The organism is Chitinophaga sp. YR627 (genome assembly GCF_900114995.1).
In the GTDB taxonomy this organism is placed as follows: Bacteria; Bacteroidota; Bacteroidia; order Chitinophagales; family Chitinophagaceae; genus Chitinophaga.
Window position 1 is genome coordinate 1593538 of sequence record NZ_FOUX01000001.1, and the last position, 20412, is coordinate 1613949.

Annotated in this window: 13 protein-coding genes; 5 read left to right on the forward strand and 8 right to left on the reverse strand. The window is 43.9% G+C overall.

Going from position 1 to position 20412, the window contains the following annotated elements; genetic code table 11:
* Positions 1 to 73: 73 nt before the first annotated feature.
* Both BMZ72_RS36925 and BMZ72_RS05925 read left to right on the forward strand, forming a co-directional pair.
* Complete coding sequence (locus BMZ72_RS36925) at positions 74 to 2854, forward strand: sigma 54-interacting transcriptional regulator (protein ID WP_255373122.1); 2781 nt, start codon at positions 74 to 76, stop codon at positions 2852 to 2854.
* Positions 2855 to 3042: 188 nt separating this feature from the next.
* The gene (locus BMZ72_RS05925) at positions 3043 to 4428 is read left to right on the forward strand and encodes a sigma-54-dependent transcriptional regulator (RefSeq protein WP_089807265.1); all 1386 of its coding nucleotides are present in this window, start codon (positions 3043 to 3045) and stop codon (positions 4426 to 4428) included.
* A gap of 20 nt (positions 4429 to 4448) precedes the next feature.
* Here the strand turns inward: BMZ72_RS05925 and BMZ72_RS05930 are convergent, their stop codons facing one another.
* Positions 4449 to 5675, reverse strand: a complete 1227-nt coding sequence (locus BMZ72_RS05930; protein WP_089807267.1) for an MFS transporter — start codon at positions 5673 to 5675, stop codon at positions 4449 to 4451.
* A gap of 472 nt (positions 5676 to 6147) precedes the next feature.
* Between BMZ72_RS05930 and BMZ72_RS05935 the strand changes: the two genes are divergently transcribed.
* Positions 6148 to 7209, forward strand: a complete 1062-nt coding sequence (locus BMZ72_RS05935) for an alpha/beta hydrolase (protein WP_089806181.1) — start codon at positions 6148 to 6150, stop codon at positions 7207 to 7209.
* Positions 7210 to 7330: 121 nt separating this feature from the next.
* Here the strand turns inward: BMZ72_RS05935 and BMZ72_RS05940 are convergent, their stop codons facing one another.
* Together BMZ72_RS05940 and BMZ72_RS05945 are read right to left on the reverse strand one after the other, a co-directional pair.
* Complete coding sequence (locus tag BMZ72_RS05940) at positions 7331 to 7807, reverse strand: cytochrome P460 family protein (protein WP_143087615.1); 477 nt, start codon at positions 7805 to 7807, stop codon at positions 7331 to 7333.
* Positions 7808 to 7811: 4 nt separating this feature from the next.
* Positions 7812 to 8768, reverse strand: a complete 957-nt coding sequence (locus BMZ72_RS05945) for a heme-binding domain-containing protein (RefSeq protein ID WP_089806185.1) — start codon at positions 8766 to 8768, stop codon at positions 7812 to 7814.
* Between the two features lie 934 nt (positions 8769 to 9702).
* Here BMZ72_RS05945 and BMZ72_RS05950 point away from each other — a divergent pair.
* Positions 9703 to 12204: a tetratricopeptide repeat-containing sensor histidine kinase gene (locus BMZ72_RS05950; RefSeq protein WP_089806187.1), complete on the forward strand. Its 2502-nt coding sequence runs from the start codon at positions 9703 to 9705 to the stop codon at positions 12202 to 12204.
* Positions 12205 to 12325: 121 nt separating this feature from the next.
* On the opposite strand, the gene BMZ72_RS05955 is transcribed toward BMZ72_RS05950, so the two are convergent.
* From BMZ72_RS05955 to BMZ72_RS05970, 4 genes are all read right to left on the reverse strand, one after another.
* A complete protein-coding gene (locus tag BMZ72_RS05955; protein WP_089806189.1) occupies positions 12326 to 13615 on the reverse strand; it encodes an esterase-like activity of phytase family protein in 1290 nt (429 codons plus the stop codon).
* Positions 13616 to 13827: 212 nt separating this feature from the next.
* Positions 13828 to 14754 (reverse strand): hypothetical protein, encoded by a 927-nt coding sequence (locus BMZ72_RS05960; protein ID WP_089806191.1) that lies wholly within the window; start codon positions 14752 to 14754, stop codon positions 13828 to 13830.
* A 169-nt stretch (positions 14755 to 14923) separates the two neighbouring features.
* The gene (locus BMZ72_RS05965) at positions 14924 to 15514 is read right to left on the reverse strand and encodes a TetR/AcrR family transcriptional regulator (RefSeq protein ID WP_089806193.1); all 591 of its coding nucleotides are present in this window, start codon (positions 15512 to 15514) and stop codon (positions 14924 to 14926) included.
* A 6-nt stretch (positions 15515 to 15520) separates the two neighbouring features.
* A complete protein-coding gene (locus BMZ72_RS05970) occupies positions 15521 to 17110 on the reverse strand; it encodes an ABC-F family ATP-binding cassette domain-containing protein (RefSeq protein ID WP_089806195.1) in 1590 nt (529 codons plus the stop codon).
* A gap of 436 nt (positions 17111 to 17546) precedes the next feature.
* Between BMZ72_RS05970 and BMZ72_RS05975 the strand changes: the two genes are divergently transcribed.
* The gene (locus BMZ72_RS05975) at positions 17547 to 18233 is read left to right on the forward strand and encodes a hypothetical protein (protein WP_089806197.1); all 687 of its coding nucleotides are present in this window, start codon (positions 17547 to 17549) and stop codon (positions 18231 to 18233) included.
* Between the two features lie 77 nt (positions 18234 to 18310).
* Here BMZ72_RS05975 and BMZ72_RS05980 read toward each other — a convergent pair whose 3' ends face one another.
* On the reverse strand, positions 18311 to 20227 hold the full coding sequence (locus tag BMZ72_RS05980) for an alpha/beta hydrolase-fold protein (RefSeq protein WP_089806198.1): 1917 nt from the start codon (positions 20225 to 20227) through the stop codon (positions 18311 to 18313).
* Between the last annotated feature and the right edge of the window lie 185 nt (positions 20228 to 20412).

Below are 20412 nucleotides of genomic sequence, written 5' to 3' on the forward strand. Positions count from 1 at the left end.
TGAATTTGCCACATTTATCAATAGTTTCATTTGCCAGGTCAATCAGTTACTCATATCTATCAAACTATTGAATATGGTAAACTTTCATAAACTCCCCGGAATTGAAGAGGGTAGGCATAAAGGACTTTCAGAAATGCTTAATGAGCACCTTCAAAGCATAGAAAGTCTTTCTGAAAAATTTAAAGATGCTATTCTAGGCCAACTTTCTTCGGATACACTTCAAACAGATGATGATGAAAAGACCATTTTATTGAATCTCAGTAGTGAGATCGCTGCATCGAGGAATAACGACGATCTTTTTGAGGCCGTGCATGCCAGGTTAGCCACGTTTTTTGATATCGAAGGACTTACCATCATCTTGCATGGCACCGATCCGGATGACTATCACTTTCACGAATTTGAAAAGGAACACATTCTGAGCGATATAAAACTTAAAAAGTCCAGCCGGCGAGTAAAGGACCCGGTTCTGGCCACCGCATTAGAAAACATGATCAGTGTCATTTCAGATGTGTGCTTTGACACTTCTGCGTATGCGGATAGGTTTCCATTGGTAGAGCTTTTCAAAACCTGGGACACAAAGGGCTGGAGCGAGTTCGCAATTGTCATGCTGAAGGTAACCGGAGAAACTCTAGGGTACTTGTTTTTGCATATGTATCCACATGCTGTCAGCTCTTTGCGAATAAATCTATTAAAGGGAATCAGCGCACAGTTTTCCGTAGGACTTTCCAATATCAACATGATTGAAGAGACACTACGCAGAAAGAATGAAATGGAGCTATTGCTGGCCATCAACACGGACATAGCGTCAGTAAGGAACACAGATGAATTGGCCAGATTTATTAAGGATAAGTTTAAGAAGCTATTGGGGTGCAGCCATACGATGATTGCTGTATGCGACAATGAAGATCAGACATACAGCGCCTTCCTGCTTGATGAAGATGCACGTGCAAAAACTCATTTTCCCAATTTTGGTGAGAAGGACAGTAATAACAAGATAAGTGATGCTATTTTAAACTGTGCCAGACAAACCGCAGCGCCATTATTATATGATCTTGGTGAACTTGCCCTGGAGGAGCATCCGCCAATATACATTGCCATCAACCAACAATTACAACAAAAGGTCTTGCTGGTTACTCGTCTCGCTAAGGGAGACGAAGTGTTTGGGTTTTGGATGATCTATTTCGCCGATAAATCCATTATCACCAATGACAAGTTACAACTAATTGAAAGCCTGTCGCATCAGCTCTGTATCTCTGTCGCAAATATTATGGCCAATCAGGAAATCAAAAGCAGAGAGGACGAGAAAGGACGTTTGTTAAAGTTTAGTCATGCTATTGCTCCTGTCAGAGACAAAGCACTGCTGTCCAGGACCCTGAAAATTCAGCTGCACGAACTTTTCGGTATTCAGGATTACATTATTCACTTGTTGAATACGGAAAATAACGAATGGAGCCCATTGCTTTACGACACCGAAGACCCAATCAACTTCAATGCTGACCCGTTCTTTCACCGGCAATCGCTGTTAGCCTTTCCGGATGGGTTGCTGGATCTCGTTACGAATTCAGAAGGTCCTGTTCTTTATAAGGTAAATGAAAGTTCCGCTTTGCTCGTTACAAACGCCTGGCGCGAAAGGGCTGGGGGAGAAGATGAGCGCATAGGCATGTTCATACAACCTGGCACAGAAGGTAGTGCTGTATTGAGTTTCATTCATCCCGATTTTAATCAGATCAAACATCAGGAAATATTGCTTAAAAGCATTTGCTCTCAGATCTCGATCGCACTATCAAATATAATCGCTAACGAAAAGCTGAATCGACAGTTTGCAGAAATTAATCGCTATAAACAACAGCTCGAGGAGGAAACAATTTATTTAAAAGAAGAGATAGAAGTTAATCAGAACTATGCGGAGATCATCGGTGAAAGCCAGGCTATGCAGAAAGTCTTTCGGATGGTCACCCAGGTGGCATCATCAGATAGCACTGTGCTGATATTGGGAGAAACAGGCACCGGTAAAGAGCTCATCGCACGGGCAATTCATAATAACTCACCCAGAAAAAACAAACTGATGGTGAAAGTTAATTGCGCCGCACTACCTGCGAATCTAATCGAAAGTGAATTGTTCGGACATGAAAAAGGCAGTTTTACTGGTGCCACCGAACGCCGGTTGGGGAAATTTGAGCTAGCCAATAACGGAACTTTGTTTCTGGATGAGATTGGCGAAATGCCGTTGGAGCTTCAGGTTAAATTGTTAAGGGCACTACAGGAAAAAGAGATTGAACGGGTTGGTGGCCGGGGAACTATCAAAGTTGATGTGAGGATCATTGCGGCTACAAACCGCGAACTGGAGAAGGAAGTGGATGAAGGAAGGTTTCGCAATGATCTCTATTACAGGTTAAATATTTTCCCAATCGAACTTTCAGCTCTCCGGGACCGAAAAGAGGACATCCCTATACTTGCAACTCACTTCATACATCGTTTTTCCAAAAAGACCGGCCGAAAAATTACGACGCTTGGAAATAAGGCACTGCAGGACATGATCAACTATTCATGGCCGGGCAATATCAGAGAACTTGAACATCTGATAGAACGAAGTATTTTGTTAACGACCGGACCTACGCTGAAACACATCCATTTGCCCTCAAATAAGCTACCTCATGCTGTTATCACCACTAATGGAGAGATTTCCCTGAAGACCATCGACGAAAATGAATGCGATCATATTTTAAGGATTTTGAAGTATTGTCAGGGCAGGATCTCCGGCCCTGGTGGTGCAGCGGAAATTTTAGGAGTGCCTCCCAGTACGCTCAATTCAAAAATAAAAAGATTAGGAATTAAGAGACAGCATTTAGTATGAGGGTACATGATTATTTCGGCCTTATAAACACCAGAATAAATATCAGGTTAGGGCGATGTTTCATCTGGCCTGCGCTTTTACACGCCGATCGTTAATAAGGCCAAGGTTATAGCACAAAAATAGCTTAAATTCAGGTACACTGGTCCGCAACTGGGCTTAGAATGGTTATAATTCTAATATGTCAAGATGTGAGAACAAAAATTTTAATTGTAGAGGATCAATTCGTTGAAGCGAATAACATGCAGGGGATCCTGGAGCGGGCAGGGTATGAAGTAACAGGGATAGCCCGGTCAGTACAGATTGCATTGAAGATGATCGAAAAGGAACAGCCGCATATGGTTATGCTGGATATTCTTCTCCAGGGGAATCTCACCGGAATTGATCTGGCTGCCAGATTAAGAGAGATGAAAATCGCATTTGTGTACTTATCAGCAAACTCAGACAAACCAATCTTAGATGCGGCAAAAGCTACCAGACCCTATGGATTTCTTGTTAAGCCTTTTAGAGCCAAAGATGTGCTTGTCATGCTTGATGTAGCCTGGTATTTACACCAGCATGCAGAAGAGGAAGTTAAAAACAGCGACGAATTCCTCAAGAATGGTAAAATCTTTGCTCCAGGGGAGCTTAAAGAGATTATTGGGAAGAGCCCCGCAGTAATCAACATCCTTAACAATGTGAAAATAGTAAGCCAGTCCGATACGGCAGTGCTCATCCTCGGTGAAAGTGGAACAGGTAAAGAGCTGATTGCCCAGGCCATCCACAGACTTTCATCCAGAAGAAATAAACCGTTGATTGTAGTCAATTGTGGTGCACTTCCGGCTAACCTGATCGAGTCAGAATTGTTTGGACATGAAAGGGGCTCCTTTACAGGTGCTTTTAATAGACGGATCGGAAAATTTGAGCAGGCCGATGGCGGGACCATTTTTCTTGATGAAATCGGCGAGCTTCCATTAGATCTGCAGGTTAAGTTTTTACGTGTATTACAGGAAAAGGAAATCGAAAGAATAGGCGGTGTTGGGAAAAAAGTGGATGTCCGTATTATCGCTGCCACAAATCGGAATCTTGAGGAAGAAATTAGTGCAGGCCGATTCAGACTGGATCTTTACTATCGTTTAAATATCTTCCCGATAGTCTTGCCTCCGCTACGCGAGAGACCGGGTGACGTATTGTTGTTAGCTGATTACTTTTTGAAAAAATACGCCGATAAACAAGGCAAGTCAATTACCGGATTTTCCGATGAGGTTATTAACCAGATAAGCCAATACAGCTGGCCAGGCAACGTCCGTGAACTGGAAAATATGATGGAAAGAAGTGTGCTGCTATCTATGGGTAACCTGATAACAAACCTGGTTTTACCAAAAGATAAGAACAAAGCTGTTATTGAGATCGAAGTAGATAAAGTAAAGACCATCGCGGAAAATGAGCGTGATTACATCCTTGCGATCCTCGACAAATGTGACTGGAAGGTTTATGGCGAAGGAGGCGCCGCACAAATGTTGGGAATCAAAGTGTCTACATTGAACTCAAGAATGAAAAAACTTGGCATCGATAAGAAACATTATAACAGAAAATAAGATAATTAATACGCCCTCCTTTAAGTCGGGATTGTTTGTTCAATGGTATTCGTTTCATTTTTAAAAACACGAAAACTAATAATCGCCAGGATCAATTGGAATACGGTGAAGGTGAGAAGTGCAACAGACCACCCATAGGGTATCAAGGCGCCGAATAGCAGGCTTCCCATTCCAAAGCCCATAAACAGCGTAAATACATTTAAGCCTATTGCCTGTCCGGGCTGGTGTTTACCGACTTCCGTTATTATACCCGCAAGTAGGGGTTGGCTCAGATCATAACCCAGCGAAAGACTGGAAACCAGCACGAAGGTTACCCATAACGGCGAGTGAGTAGCCAGCAATCCCACACTCAGGGCACTGATAAGAATGCCCGCAGGCAATAATATTTTTCGCCCTTTTTTGTCAACAGCCTTACCAATCAGTGGCCCAAGAATAAATCCTGGTAATCCGTATCCCAATAAAGCCAGTCCGATCTGCCATTCATGAAGGCTATAATTTACTTTAAAGTATAACCCAAGCCATGTAAATACTCCCGAATGAAAAACGCCATTGCAAAAAACATAGAAATATGTCATTAATCCACGTCTTTGAGTTAGCAAATGGTAATAGATCCGGAAAACTTTCTTCAACGTCAGACCAGATGAAGCCAGCTTTGGTAATTGCAATCTGGATATATTGAGTGCGAGCATCGCTAATACGAAGGCAGCCAGCACTCCAAGCCCGATGAATAAAAGACGCCAGCCTATGAGAGGTACGATCAGGACGCCGAGAGTAGACCCGGTTGCTGCACCTCCAGCCATAGCACCAAACAGCAAACCCAGGGGTCTGCCTCGTTCTTTGAAATTGTATAATCTGCCTGTCAGCGCTACTGAAATAGGAATAACTCCACTTGATCCCATACCTGTAAGGAATCGCCATAATATCAGTTGGTCAATATTTGTCGCAATAGCGGTCAATAACGATAAGACCGTGAAAGCAAGCAGAGATAAAATTATTATTGATGTCGGAAGGAAATGGTCAGCCAAAAGGCCGAAAAATAAGGTTGAGATCCCATATGGAAGAAGATAGGCAGGAATCAAAAGTCCGGTGAACTGCTCTGATGCTTTGAAAATTTCAGCCAGGTTGGGAATTAGGGGCGCGATCATGTAAGCCTGGAAAAAAATGATGAATGTCGCTGCCGCCAGAAGCCATAAAAGGCTTTCTCGTTTTTCTTCGGATATGCGCGGCAAATTGATTGTTCTGTTCATAGCCCTGATATTGAAGTAAATACTGCTGAATGCAAGCGTAGCAATAGCATGAAATAAACCTTTTACAACTAGCATGCCCCAGATAAGATATTACTTATCAGTCAATTAGAAATTTATAAGAAAAATGCGGTATTGACATATCGTTTATCGACAAATGTCTGTTGAAATAAATGCTTTCGAAATAGGCCCCTCTGCACAGATGACCAGGTACTACTTGCTGAATGAGTGTTTATGACCTGACATCGTCGCCAGTCAAATCTTTTCGCATTCCATATTTGATATTTAAACAATCATCTCGCCATTAGCGACATTTCGCTGGTCTGAAATTCAAAACATTTTAACAAACACCTGATTACCTGTGAGTTAATCCATGGCATTGCATTGGCTAAGTTTTCTACTGCTGCAGAACTTGAAAAGTACCTTGCATGATCAGAATCAGCATCATTCTTTAAATAACTAATCAGGAAAAAGTATGAAAAAGCAAAACATTAATACGCGTAACAAATTTGTCAACGCTATTGCCGTAATTTTCTTATTCGTCTGTGCTGCCAGCCTGAATGTTCACGCTCAGGTCCAGGACTGGGCGACTGACGAGCATTTGAGTCCAGGTGTTAAAACATATCTGAAAACTTTAAACACGGGTGGCCCCGGCCTGGAGACACTTACTCCTGCTCAGGCAAGACAGGTATTGGTTGATGTTCAGAAAGCGTACCCCGTGGATATGTCGGGTGTTACCATTTCCGATAAGACGATCAAAGAAGACGGACTGGAAGTTAAACTGAAAATCGTAAGGCCTGAGGGTGTAAAAGGCGTCTTACCTGTGTTCATATATATCCATGGTGGCGGTTGGGTGTTGGGCGACTTCCCGACCCATCAACACATGGTCAGGAACCTGGCAGTTCTTTCCGGTTTTGTGGGCGTTTTTGTAGACTATACCCGTACACCTGATGCTGCCTATCCAACTCAAATTGATCAGATATATGCAGCCACAAAATGGGTTGCCGAACATGGAGCTGAGATCAACGTCAACGGTCAAAAGCTGGCAGTAGTTGGCAATAGCGTTGGGGGGAACATGACAGCTGTTACCGCAATTCGTGCAAAGGAAAATAATGGTCCTCATATCAGCGTGCAGATCATGATGTGGCCAATCCTCGACCATGATTTTACTACCGGGTCTTACCAGGCATTTGGCAGGGACCGGTTCTTAACTACGCCTGTGATGAAGTGGATGTATGATATGTACATCCCGGAAGAAAGCAAACGCGATGACATACATGCGTCTCCTTTAAAAGCTACGACCGGGCAGCTTCAGGGCCTACCGCCCGCATTGATCCAGGTTGCGGAAAACGATATCTTAAGAGATGAAGGCGAAGCCTACGGTCGAAAGCTGGAACAGGCCGGTGTTCCGGTTACCACAGTGCGGTATAACGGTGTCATTCATGACTGGGGGCTGTTAACTGGCCTGGCAAAATTACCACAGACTGAAGCCCTGTTTATTCAGGCCGCAGCCGAGTTGAGGAAATATTTAAAATAATGTCTCTGCAACTACGGTAACTGTGTGCTGATCAGAATGCCGTTTAACCCCTGATAGATTGGGGTTAAACGGCTTTTGATATGCAGCAAGGACACAACGCGATCGGGGTTCATTTTTTCATTTATGGCATCACTGATGGTTTTAGTCCCAGAATATACCTGATCCTCTCTTCGGAGTTGGGTATCACACTATTGCCCTGCCAGCTCTTCTGGTCGCAGGTTGAATACATATGTTTGCCTGTCTGGCTGTTGGACGTCACCATTTCCACTGTTCTTAACCGGCCCGGAATATTATTTCCATACCAGTAGGGGTTAGGTTGCTGTGACCATGTTGCCATTACCATAACAAGTCCGCGTGCACTTTCCTGTGTCCCGGACTTTGCCGCGTTGAGGGCGATATCATTACCGTAAAGCGTCGAGACCAGTCCTTGTTTCCGATCAATAAAAGTGCTGATCACTTTTAAGCCTTTTCTATCGAAGCTCAGGTTGCCGGGAAAAGATGCATCGGTATTGACCTGGTGATCTATGATGGGCGAATCAGAGCATCCAGCTGGTAACAGGGCCAAGGTAGCCAGTAAGAAAATGGGTATCTTTTTCATGTTCTCAGTTTTTAAAAGGAATGGTAAATACATAATCCTGATTTTTCATCGGCCGGTGACAGTTGATACACTCGGTAGCGAATAGAACAGTGTTACCGTATGGGGTCTTTTTTAGCGTTTTAAAACGCGCAAATCCCCATCCACCGGTCGAGGCATATTTTTGGCTGTTCTTAATCATGAAATCAACCTGCACGAATGCGCCCGTTCTTGCATTACCAGCCGAATCAATAATTTGGGTCCATAATGCTTTTGCGATCCTGCTGCCTTCGGGCCAGGGACGGGTATTGTTGTTCTTTACCGCCTCTATGGCAATATCATTACCGAAAATGACCCGCATGGTAGCACTTTCAAAACGATCGCTGGTACTTAGCACCTGCCAGTTTTTGTAATCCGGGTCATAGCTGATTCCGTTCAATGCCACAGGTATGCCTCGATCGGGATCATTATGCAACCATTCCTGGTATTGCCTTTCTTCCGCATTGATTTTGGCCGTGTCGGAGGGATGATTGTCCACCAGACCCGCGAGGTAGTCCTTCAGCACTGCGATATCAGCTGGAAATAGTCGCGCCGCCGGATGCACGAAAGAATAGTCTGCGCGAGGCATCGCGCCAAGCAAAACATGATTAACAGATTCCCATAATTTCTGTTTTTGCTCAGCAGGGGTAAGTTTATCCCATTCAGAAAAATTGAGGTGTGCGCGTCCGGTATTAACATGTCTGGCTACCTGCCAATAAACCGGTACGATCTGGTCAGCCCATCCTAATTTTGTTTCGTTAGAATGGCAGTCATAACAAGCGCGTCTGAAGATCTGTTTTACGTTATCAGGAACAGGAATGTCACCGGTAATCGGCTTTCGCCTGATCTCCGGCCTTAAGAACTGCAGGATGATTAACACTACCAGAAAAATAAGCCCGGTACTGGCAAGTGCTTTCCTGCCGGGGAGTTTAGCATTCGATCTCATAACTATTGCTTTTCCATATTATTCAGGCGTCGATATATTCCCTTTTTCAGTCGGGAATTCCATCATTGTAAGCTGAAGAAACCAACGATATGCCACTATCTATTTGTTTGTTTATCAGTATTGTATAAAGATGTGAATGGAATATCATGCACGAAATATCGCTTCGTGCAAATGAATAATCTGAAATATCAATAATAGTGAGGCACACACCATTCTATGCGCCTGATGCGGGCAGTGGCGATATCTGCATATTGCTGTTGGATGGGTGACATGAACGAGGCGCTTACTTTTATGATAGATGGCAACTCGTTTATTGCCTTAAACGAATGCTGATAAACAGGAACAAAGGAGCCGTAAGGTTCTGATCTTCAAATAAATGTATTTGAATGCCAGACTTGGAAATATGGTCAAAATGCGGTAAATTAACTTACGGTGCAATGACCATTAATAGCATATTCATTATTGCGGGATACTTATGTAAGCAAAAATGCAGCCGCCTGGTGAAACCAGCAATAGTCACCTTTCAAGTCATGTGGATCATAGATACAGGTGCAAAAAGCTGGCTTTTTCTTCACCAATGCCGCGCTGCACACACGAGTCATTCCTCCCCAAATGGAGTCCACCGCTGCCAGCTCCTTTTTTCATTCATGTTATAACTCGCATTGGCACAATTGAGTGTCCGGTTTTTTATTGTAACTGTAGCAGGACCGAAGCGGCTTCTAAGCCGGTGTTGATTTCCAAAGCCAATGAAGGCAGGCTGACGGCCCGGGTATAATACCGAATCAACCAGTCAATGTCGGAATAACTTCCGGTGCACAAGTATCTGCTATCTTTTGAAAACGCGTACCTGTACTGTTTTAAGGCCGACCTTATAGTTATTGAAAAACACAGTGAATGTATAGGAATATTATCCGCACACACTTAAACGTGTTTTATGACGAGCGTAAATTATCTGGTATGTAGATCTGACCGTCACAAATATTGGCTGTTACAGCTTATATTAATACTATTTCATACTGTTGGCTTTTGTCAGTCAAACAGCCAACAGTATTCCACACAGCGTTTATTACTTAAACTTGCCGCCGCCGAACTAAATGTAGCCAGGCAGAATCAAATTGACCTCGATAGCGGACTGGCGCTTGCTGGAGCGAGGGCACGCCTGAACACATGGCTGATCGCCGGAGAGGGCTTCAGCGATATCTTGTCGAACCCTCAGAACACCTGGATAGCAACAAGGGATGTCAGGTCCGCAAAGATAGCCGCAACACGCAGCACGCCATCGTTAGCAGCCAGAATAAATGGACTGGTTGGATTCGTGTATGCCTTTCAACCCGGTACAAGAAAAGAAAACATAGATAGCGCGGTATTGTATCTTCTCAAAGCACAACATCTGGCACAGACAACCGGCGATCTGAAAACAGTTTGCCAATGCCTGACCGGCCTGGGTAAGTGCTATCTAAAGACGAGCCAGACTGCGATTGCAGACTCGCTATTTCTTAAGGTCATTTCACTGGCGGGGAGCCAGGGTTTTGCTGAGGAACAGGCAGCGGCGTTTTCTTACTGGGGAACATATAGTTTTTTTCAGCCAACAACAATTCTGGACAGAATTACGCATCTGCGCCAGGCAGACGTTATCTACCATAATCTTGGGAAGAAAGAAGAAAGGGTTGCGATTTTGACCAATATTGGTTTTTTAAGTTTTGCTGCCGGTAAAAAAGATGATGCAAAGAACGCTTTCCTGCAGGCGTTTGCGATTGAAAAAGCAATTGGCTTTCCATACACACATTATACTACGGATGTCCTGAGTATCATCGGCGCAACCAATGGGGATCGTGAAAGTCAGTTGAAATATGCCATGGAGACAGTCCGGACTGCAGAATTAACAAAGGATAGTATTGCGCTGGCATACTTTTTTTCCAACCGTTCAGTCGCAGATCAGGGTTACGCTACACCTAACTACGATGAAAGCATCATGTGGGCGCGAAAATCTTTGGCAGAGTTTGAACGCCTGGGAGGAGATCCGGCTATGTATACGGTTGCCTTTAATCTGGCTGCTAACCTAATTTCAAAACAGAAAACGGAGGAAGCCATCCAACTAATAGAACGCCTTCTGAAAAGCTATCCACCGGCAAATCCCATTGACCGTCAGGAAGCACTCCTTACCCTGGGTCGTGCTTATGGAACAACCGATGTCCGAAAAGCAGAACAGGCATATATCGAAGCGGAACGACTCCAAAAGGAAACCGTCGCTATCAGAGGAAATCTTGGAGAAGATCATCTGTATTTAGAGATAGGTGAATTTTATTATCGCATTCATAAATATGCTAAAAGCAGATCGGCCTTTTTAGCCGCCTTAAACATTCCCAATTTTATCATCACCTTTGAGTCATTAGCCAGTGCACATTCTTACCTGGCCAGAATCGATTCCGCCATGGGTGATTATAAGAGTGCTTATGCGCATGCCATGCTTTTGCAGCAACTCATGGACACCGCCCGTGTCAATGCGGGATCCAAGCGAATGGACGAGCTACGCGTACGTTATGAAACACAAAAAAAAGAAGATGACATCAAACTGCTGAACCGCGAAGCTGCCGTTCAGCAAGCCCGGATAAATGAGGATAAACTCACTAAGAAAGCCATGCTTGCTGGTTCTGCTTTACTTCTCCTTGTTCTTTGCCTGTTATATAGCCGGTTCCGCCTGAAACAAAGGACTAATGTTCAGCTGGAGCAGCAAAAGGGTGAAATCAGTGATAAAAATGCATCGCTACAGCGGCTTGTTGAAGAAAAGGAATGGCTGTTAAGGGAAGTTCATCATAGAGTAAAAAACAACCTTCATACGGTTATCTGTCTGCTTGAGTCACAGGCCGCTTATCTGGAAAAGGATGCATTAAAGGCCCTGGAAGTAGTCCAGCACCGTATTTACGCGATGTCACTCATACACCAGCGCCTTTACCAGTCCGGAGACATGAAGACCATTGACATGTCTGTATACCTTCCTGAGTTCATACACTACCTTGGTGATAGTTTTGGCACCGGCGGACAGATCCGCTTCGAAATAGCAGTTGACCCTTTAAATCTCCCCTTGTCTCAGGCGATTCCGATTGCACTTATTCTAAATGAAGCCATCACCAACTCGATCAAGTATGCGTTCCCGGAAAATCGCAAAGGCAATATTGAAATATCAATGCGACAGAGCTATGGCAATATCATACTCGTAATTGCCGATAATGGCGTTGGCTTTGATCCGAACATCTCAACCGGGCATTCCGGTAAACTCGGCTTAAAGCTGATACGCGGGCTCAGTGAAGACATTCATGGTGACTTGCAGCTGACAAATAACAATGGTGCGAAGCTAACCATCATCTTCAGCGTAGATCCATTAAATGAAGAAGAGATCGCCGTACGGCAGGAAGCGCCAGAGAAAATCAGCATATAACGGGACAGACTTACAAAACCCTTTCTTAGAGCGGCTTTGTAAGTCTGTATGCCCGTAGCGAAATATTTACGAATAAATTAGTCGTAATAGTTAGTAGATGATATCTTTCACCAAAGATATCCTATAAAGTGATCTTTTTGAAGTACAACCGGTTACGATCTATAGATCCCGAAGACAGTATTTTTTGAGAAAAGCCGCTTGCTCCGTTGTCTACCACACCAAAATCATCATCATTCGAAATAACAAGTATATTACCTGGTAATAGTGCCAATCCTTCTGCTTTATCGTGTGGATAGACAGTAGGCAGATCTTTTAACAGATCGAGTACAACTGTCTTGGTAACAGGAGTAATGCCTGCTCCTTTTAAACCGGCAACGTCATTCAACTCTTCTACAGTCTTACCATTATACAGCTTACCAGTGGCACCATTGGCCGGATCAGAAATATCCGTTGCATTGCTTAAGTCTATCTTAAATACCTTTTTGAAAGTGGCAGGGTTAGTAGTAGCTCCACCGAAAAGACCATCACGCTCCAGCGTTAAAAATGTAGTGCTATTCACAGCAACTATTTCACTTACTCCTGTGAGACTTGTATTATCCATAAGGTAGGCATATTGTTTGGTAGCTGCTGTGGCAATGTCAAATGTCAGTATCCGCAGAACGGTAGAGTTAGCAACAGCTGTTTTGGAAGGATTGTACATAGGGGATTGCATCATGCCGACCAACGTTTTGCCATCAGGTGTGATCGTTAATCCTTCCATTCCGCGGTTAGCCCGGCGGTTAGTAAATACAGCGGGTAATTTGCGGTTGCCTGTGCCGGTACCGAAAGGATTGATGCGTTCGATCGTTTTTCCTGTTGCATCTATATGCACTATATGCGGACCATATTCGTCGCTTATCCAGAAGGTGCCGTCTGCAGCTGCCACTAATCCTTCTGAATCGATCCCATCCGGACTTGGAGTAAGTATGTTTCCGTTCAGGTCATAGGCTATTTCCCCGGATGCGCCCATGCCTGCCGGATTAGGAAGGCCATTTAATTTGTCGCCGGCTGCGTTCTTTAATTCTATTACCTGCTCCAGGATCAGTTTACCATCTTTCAGACGAAACTTCCCGATCTGCGGTATAAAATCAGGTTTGCCAATAATAATTGAATTAGCTACCTGTCCTGCCACGTTCGATCCGCGGTCCGTAAGCATATAAAACACATCTTTTTGCGTTGGGTCTGCCGCTACTGCTGATCCGTACCCGCCATTATATACCTTAACGCCCGCAGCAGTAGTAAACAATATGGCAGGATTATCTGCTTCCGCCATATCTGGGTAAACGATGGTTGTTCCTGCATTGTCATTCTTTTTACATGCATTTAAGGATACAATTGCCAATGCAGCTAGTGTAATTGCTTGATATTTCATTAGTACAAATTCATTTGCCAACAAAGTAGCTATTGAATGTTACCCATATGTTAAGGATGAGGATATAAGCAGGTGGTATATTGGCGGGCAATGCTGAAGATGGGCGTCAGGAGTCGTGTTCAACATCTGAATCTTATCAGGAGCACAAATACTAAACCCTCTACAGAAGAGGGTTTAGCATTTTATATGCCGGTAAGGGGACATTGCTGTTATCAGTTAACAGGCAGTTTCTTTCTCATTCTTAGCATATAAGTGTACATATATGGATCTACGGAATTTAGGGGATCATTACCTGCAGCATACATACCATGTGTCGAGGGCATGATGCCTGACAGGTATTCAGAATAAGCCCCTGCAGCGGTCACTGCCCAGCTGCTATCGATAGGTATTTCACCAAGAATTGTAGTGAGGTTGATCCATGATTCACCAGACTCCTCATCGGTTTCAAGACCTTTGAGTGCCAGGAATTCTTTACTGATGCCAATGGCTGTAGCTACTGACTGGCCATTAGAATAACCTCTGAATGCTCTTGGAGTAACACGCCAGTAGATCTCATAAGGAAACGTGCTGGAAAGCAGCAGGCCGTTATTATCGGATGTGACCTTGCCGCCACCGCCTATGAGCCTGTAGCGGGAAGTATCGATCTGTATGCCTGCATATAATGACGATCCGCTCGAAGTGTCGGATAGCACCTGCAGGTGTGAGATCAGCTCTTCCCGGCTTACGCCCTGTATCTTCAGACCAATAGCATAGGAGTTGAGCTGATGCGCATAAGGAACATTATGTGACTGGGAGGCGGTATGCCATGTTCTTAAGTTGGCGTCGGGAATAGCAGCTGTGATATAGCCTGTGTACTGCATCCACAGATATACACCTACAGTGCCACCGCCAACAAGTACATAATCGTCCGGTACGTCAACGTCCACAACATTACTGGTGTCGTAATCAGCCGACCGGCCTGTAACACGCACCGTTTGTACAATGCCCGACCAGTCTGAACCATAAACGGTGTCGGGATTCGAAGATGACTGTATGTCAGCCAAAGCAGCAGGAATAGGTAACTTGTTTTCCGTGACTTCTTTTTTACATGCATACAGGGATAGCGCCATTGCGATAGCGGGAATGATTTTTTTGTGCATATGGGATTGTTGAGGTTAAATTGGGTAAGATGATGAAGTTAACATCTTTGTGTACAAGTTGTTTGTCCGCTTTAGCTGTTATGTTGATCATTTATTATTCCACTATGCACATGGCGGGCCGGTTGCACGCGGCGACAGGCAACATTCCTCATTTCGAATATCAGCGTCATCACCGTTTAAACAGCATATTCATAATAATTCCTCCGCGCTCGTCTATTAATCGCTGGAATTCCTTTTCCGACACACGAAATAGTTTTTTATAGAGAGGCGCCATGATCAAGGGGTAGGACATCAGGGAGAATAAATTCATTAAGAAATGAATCGGATCCATTTTATTGATCGTACCTTTTTCCATTTCATCGGCAGCCTCTTTTAAATAAGACTTTACGGGTTCTGATTTAATGTTCGTGATCAGTTTCTTACCGAAGGTATTGATTTCGGTAATCAGGAATGTTTCCTGGTAAGGGAAAGCCATCATGTCTTTCAGAAACACAGCGACGATATTTGCAGTTTTTTCCCTGAAAGAAGTTTCCGACAGCATACATTCATCCAGACGTTGACTCAGCCCGTGCATCGCATCCTGAAATACAGCGGAGATAAGCTGGTCCCGGGAGTGAAAATAATAGTGCAGGGCTGTTCTGTTAACGCCGGCGGCATCTGCTATTTCCTGCGTGGTGGCGTGTAGTTTTCCTTCAGCAAACAGTAGTTGCTTGGCAGTATCTTTTATGAGTTGCTCCGTACCAGTGTTTTTAAGCGGCATGTTTTTTTAAGTTAAATTGATGCTATAGTCTATTCCGATCTCGTTGATGAAGTATTCGTCGTGAGAGATCACTAATAAGGTACCTCCAAAATTCTTCACTGCCAGGGTTAATACTCCCAGGCTCTGCACATCCAGGTTATTGCCAGGTTCGTCCAGAATGAGTACGTCAGGCGCCTGGTTACTTACCAGCAGGCAACTTAACAATAGTTTCATCTTTTCTCCACCGCTCAGACCTGCACATCTTCTATCAAAATAATCCGGATTAAACTGAGAATATACAAGTAGTTGTTTGAGTTCCTCTTCTTCCAATCCATATTTATTATAGGATTCTATTTGTTGATAAATAGTGAGTGCCGGATCTATTGCTGAGTAGTGCTGGTCAAGATAGAAATAAGAGAAATCTGTACTTTTATAGCTGCCGGCGAAGGGTTGTAACTGGCGTGTGATGATCTTCAATAAAGTGGTTTTTCCACTTCCATTATCTCCTTCGATCCGCACTCTTTCGCCTGATCTGATCTGAAAACTAAGGTTATGCCATAATGTGCTATCGGTATATTTGAAGTTGACATCTGCTATATCAATGAGCACTTCTCCAGGCGTTAGTTCGGGCGTCCTGATATCGAATTTCAGCAGTTCATATTCCTCGATCATGGCTTTGGTTGCTTCAATGTTATGACGAAGGCTAGCAACTTTTTCTTCGTGGGCATTCAGCATTCTTGCGGTACTGCGCTCTGCTTTATTTTTTAATCCGCCAGCGATAATACGTGGTATGGAGTTGCTGAGTCCCACCGATCTCCCCTTAAGTTCCTGCTGGGCTCTCAGTCCACCCATGTCTTCCGCCTTTTTCTCTGATTCCCTCAATGCTTTGGATTGCGTGTTTAGCCGAGCACGCAAGGCATGGACCTTTTCCATTTTTTTACGTTGATAGAAGTCAAAGTTACCGCCGAATGCCTCTATGCCCTTTTCATTGAGTTCCAGAATTTTGGTCATAAGATTCAACAATGATCTGTCATGACTAACGATCAACATGGTGGACCTGCTTTGCATGATCATATGGTAAAGCTTCATCCGGGTTCCTCTATCCAGGTGGTTGGAGGGCTCATCAAGCAAAACAAGTGCAGGACTGTTCATATCCATGGCAGCCAGGAAGACTCTTGTTTTCTGACCGCCGCTCAGGCTCCCGAGTAAGCGATTCACATCGATATGTCTGAGTCCCCATTTCTCCAGGGCCCGTTTCACTTTGTGCTCAATATCCCAGTCGTCGCCCAGTGTAGTAAAGTGTTGTAAATCAGTATTGCCTGCCAGGATCGCCTGTAATGCATTTAGCCTGGCATCGGCCCCCAGCGCCCTGGCTACCGACCATGTGTCATATTCACCAAGGTGTTGCGGTACATACCAGGCTTGTTCGGCACTGATGATCTCTCCGGCTGTTGGCTGCAGTTGTCCGGACATCATGCGCAATAGTGTTGACTTTCCGGCACCATTTATTCCAACTAATGCGGCTTTGTCCCCCTCGTTTAAGACAAGGTTCAAATCATGGAATAGCTCTGCATTGTCCGGATGCACATAACTTAATGATCGGATAATTACGCGCACGGGTTCTCATTTAAATGTTAACGCTTTCGTCTGACAATACAAATATGCGATAAATATTTATTTTGTTAGACAAAAATGTTAAGAAAAAAGACAAGGGGGCAGAGGCGCTCTTTTGTATTGAAATACCGTGATATATTTAAATTGTGCTATCTAATTGAAAGGTATAATGTACGTAGGTAGCAACAGTCGTGCAAGATAATAGCAACTGGCTCGTTTCATGTTTTACTTGTATACTTTGCAAAGTATTTATAAAAAGTATTACCGGAAATATACTATATCAATAGTCCGTTCGTTAATTTATAAGATTGCTTACCACTATCGACCAACATTCCCCTGATTCATGGAACTCGTAACAACTATTTCCTTATTCCCTGTTCTTAGCCGGATTTCCCGATCACGGTACTTTCTCATATGATCCTGATGAAGAATCACACCCATGAAAGCCGTTGTCCTTCCCATCTTTTGTCTTATCATTTTATTATCGGCAGACCGGGCCGAACCGGGTAATCCGAGGTATGATTTTGCAGACTCTATAATCGCGAGGAACAGCCGGGGTCCTGATGCCGTAGAAATGAATCTGTCCTCGTTGTCTGTTGCAGGATATTACCATGAAAGTATGGTATATGAAGATTCGATCATTACACCGAAAGAACCTATTCGGATTACGCTCAGTAATAAGCATATTCTTGATGCGCGCGAACTTATTCTCAGAGAAGCTGCGAAACATCGGATTCTACTGATCAATGAAGCACATTACCGTCCGCAGCATAGACTTTTTACCAAATCACTTTTAAGCGCCTTGTATCAGCAGGGTTATAATGTTTTCCTTGCGGAAGGTATCCTGGCCGACAATCACCTGGATAAAAGAACCTATCCTGTAAAAGATGAAGGGCACTTTTTGAATGAACCGACCTATGCCTCGCTGATCAGGTATGCGGCAAAGAAAGGTTATAAAGTGAGGTCCTATGAGTACATAGTAAGATCTACATGGGATGACAGCGTTGTGCTTGACAAAAATGGTTCAATGAAGTGTATTAACTATCAACCCAGGGATTCTGAATTGATCATAAAAAATGAGATAGGGCAAGTGATACAAAGTGCATTTACATCTATAAGAGTTTAGTCTGGAAGTAAAATAAAAAGCTAACAGATTTAATTACCGTGTAGGGCAAAGAATATATCTTCCTCAAAGCTCAGTTGTTATTTAAATAACAACTGAGCAAACTTGTAGAGGTTATTACGCCAAACAGGCCAGGTATGGCCACCAGGGTATTCGCTGTAGCTATATTTAACTTTCAATTCATCAAATCTGGTCAGCATATTCTGGCAGTTATTATAGGCGATATCCTCTCTTCCTCCCATGGCGATCCAAAATTGTTTCAGGTTGCCATTGATTTTATCTGCCGACTGCTTCATAAATTCATATTGTTGCTCTGCTACTGGTTGTTGTCCGCCAAACCAACCGGAACTAAAGATGCCCAGATAAGCGAATTTTTCAGTGTTATTGACACCTGCATAAAGCGTTTGTATGCCGCCCATAGACAGGCCCGCCAGCGCTCTGTGTTCCGCATTCGCTATTGTTCGAAAATTTTTTTCAGTAAATGGGATAACAACATTCATCAGCTCATTTTCAAAGGCCCTCAACGATTGCTCATTAAAGTTTCCTGTAGAGACATTGCCATCCATCATCACTATCAACATAGGCTTAGTTTGCCGGGCAGCAATGAGATTGTCGATAATCAGGTCTGTTTTTCCCTGTGTACTCCATCCTCGTTCGTCCTCGCCACCACCATGCAATAGGTATAGAACAGGGTATCGCTGATTTACGGCACTATCATAGCCTGGAGGTGTGTATACAAAACAGCGGCGCCAGGAGTTTGTTACCGGTGAATAGTAGCGTTTAATGCGTACGTCGCCGTGAGGGACGTCTTTGAGCGCATAAAAAGAGCCATCAGCAAAAGGGATCTCAATACCAGCAGCCATACGTCCCATTCCAAAAAAGGTTTCGCTGGCAGGGTCTGCCACTGCTAAGCCGTCAATCAACAGCGAGTAATAATGAAATCCCTCACCAACGGAATCAGTGGTACCTGTCCAATATCCTGCAGTATCTTTTATGAGATCATATTTTTTACCAAGATCGATCTGCACCCTTTGGGCCTGTGGAGCTTTCAGGCGAAATGCAACACGGTTGTCGGGCAATACCTGCGGAAAAGCGGCATTACGTACATTAGTGACTGCAGGTGTACCGAGCACCGTATACTTCGTAAAAGCAGAGGGGTCAACTGGCTTGAATAGCAACTGGGAAAACATGTAAAGTGCATTTTTCCATACATTGAAATCATGTCTACCCGGTTCTATATAGTAGATGTGTGGTACTTTGTTTTCATATAGGTAGTCATGTGTACGTTTGCTGAAGCTGAGCAGATTATCATTATCGCCACATGAAATCCAAAGTAGCTTAAGCTCCTTTTTCGCTCTTTCAGGATCAGGAACCAGTAAGTCAGGCTTTCGGGTATTAGGCGCTGATGAAAAACCTCCTACCCAGGCGAACCTGTCGAGATTACCTAAACCAAAGTTAAGCGATTGGCCTCCTCCCATAGATAAACCGGCAATGGCACGATGCTCCCTGTCGGTAAACACCCGGAACTGCTTTTCCACTGCGGGAATAAGGTCCCGAAGTAAGTCCTGTTCAAAAGTAGAGAATGCCTGGATTTTGTCGGGCGCCATGATATTACCAGTAGCGCGATCATCCTTCATAGCTCTTCCATTCGGCATAACTACGATCATTGGTACTAATTTGCTATCGGCATACAGGTTGTCCAGAATTACCTGAGGAGTGCCGCCATTGAGCCATTCTTTCTCATCGCCACCAATACCATGCAGTAGATACAACACAGGATATCTGTTCTTTTTAGAATACCCGGGAGGCGTATAAACCAGGGCACTGCGGGTGGTACCTACAGTTGCCGACGAATACCGGATAGTATCAATCTTTCCGTGGATAATATTGTTGCGCAGGGTATCAAATCCTGGAGGCGCATGGGTAACAATCGCCTGCGTATGCCCGGTTACATAGGCCATACAAAAAGCTGCCATGGCAAGTATCTGCCTTTTCATAGTTATTGTAAATTTAGGTTTAATGTTTTATTGCTTCATTGATACGAAACTGCATAAACGTGGCGGGTCTTGTTCTTTTAATGCAATTATATTGAATTTATTACCTAATTTAAGCAATGTTAATTGTATTTATAACACTTAATTTATTATAAGTGAACAGAAGGACATTGTTAAAGCAATTGGGA

What these genes read in the sequence shown, in the direction of transcription:
- BMZ72_RS36925 (WP_255373122.1), top strand. Translation starts at nt 74, where the DNA reads ATGGTAAACTTTCATAAACTCCCCGGAATTGAAGAGGGTAGGCATAAA.
- BMZ72_RS05930 (WP_089807267.1), bottom strand. Translation starts at nt 5,675, where the DNA reads ATGAACAGAACAATCAATTTGCCGCGCATATCCGAAGAAAAACGAGAA.
- BMZ72_RS05935 (WP_089806181.1), top strand. Translation starts at nt 6,148, where the DNA reads ATGAAAAAGCAAAACATTAATACGCGTAACAAATTTGTCAACGCTATT.
- BMZ72_RS05940 (WP_143087615.1), bottom strand. Translation starts at nt 7,807, where the DNA reads ATGAAAAAGATACCCATTTTCTTACTGGCTACCTTGGCCCTGTTACCA.
- BMZ72_RS05945 (WP_089806185.1), bottom strand. Translation starts at nt 8,768, where the DNA reads ATGAGATCGAATGCTAAACTCCCCGGCAGGAAAGCACTTGCCAGTACC.
- BMZ72_RS05950 (WP_089806187.1), top strand. Translation starts at nt 9,703, where the DNA reads ATGACGAGCGTAAATTATCTGGTATGTAGATCTGACCGTCACAAATAT.
- BMZ72_RS05955 (WP_089806189.1), bottom strand. Translation starts at nt 13,615, where the DNA reads ATGAAATATCAAGCAATTACACTAGCTGCATTGGCAATTGTATCCTTA.
- BMZ72_RS05960 (WP_089806191.1), bottom strand. Translation starts at nt 14,754, where the DNA reads ATGCACAAAAAAATCATTCCCGCTATCGCAATGGCGCTATCCCTGTAT.
- BMZ72_RS05965 (WP_089806193.1), bottom strand. Translation starts at nt 15,514, where the DNA reads ATGCCGCTTAAAAACACTGGTACGGAGCAACTCATAAAAGATACTGCC.
- BMZ72_RS05975 (WP_089806197.1), top strand. Translation starts at nt 17,547, where the DNA reads ATGAAAGCCGTTGTCCTTCCCATCTTTTGTCTTATCATTTTATTATCG.
- BMZ72_RS05980 (WP_089806198.1), bottom strand. Translation starts at nt 20,227, where the DNA reads ATGAAAAGGCAGATACTTGCCATGGCAGCTTTTTGTATGGCCTATGTA.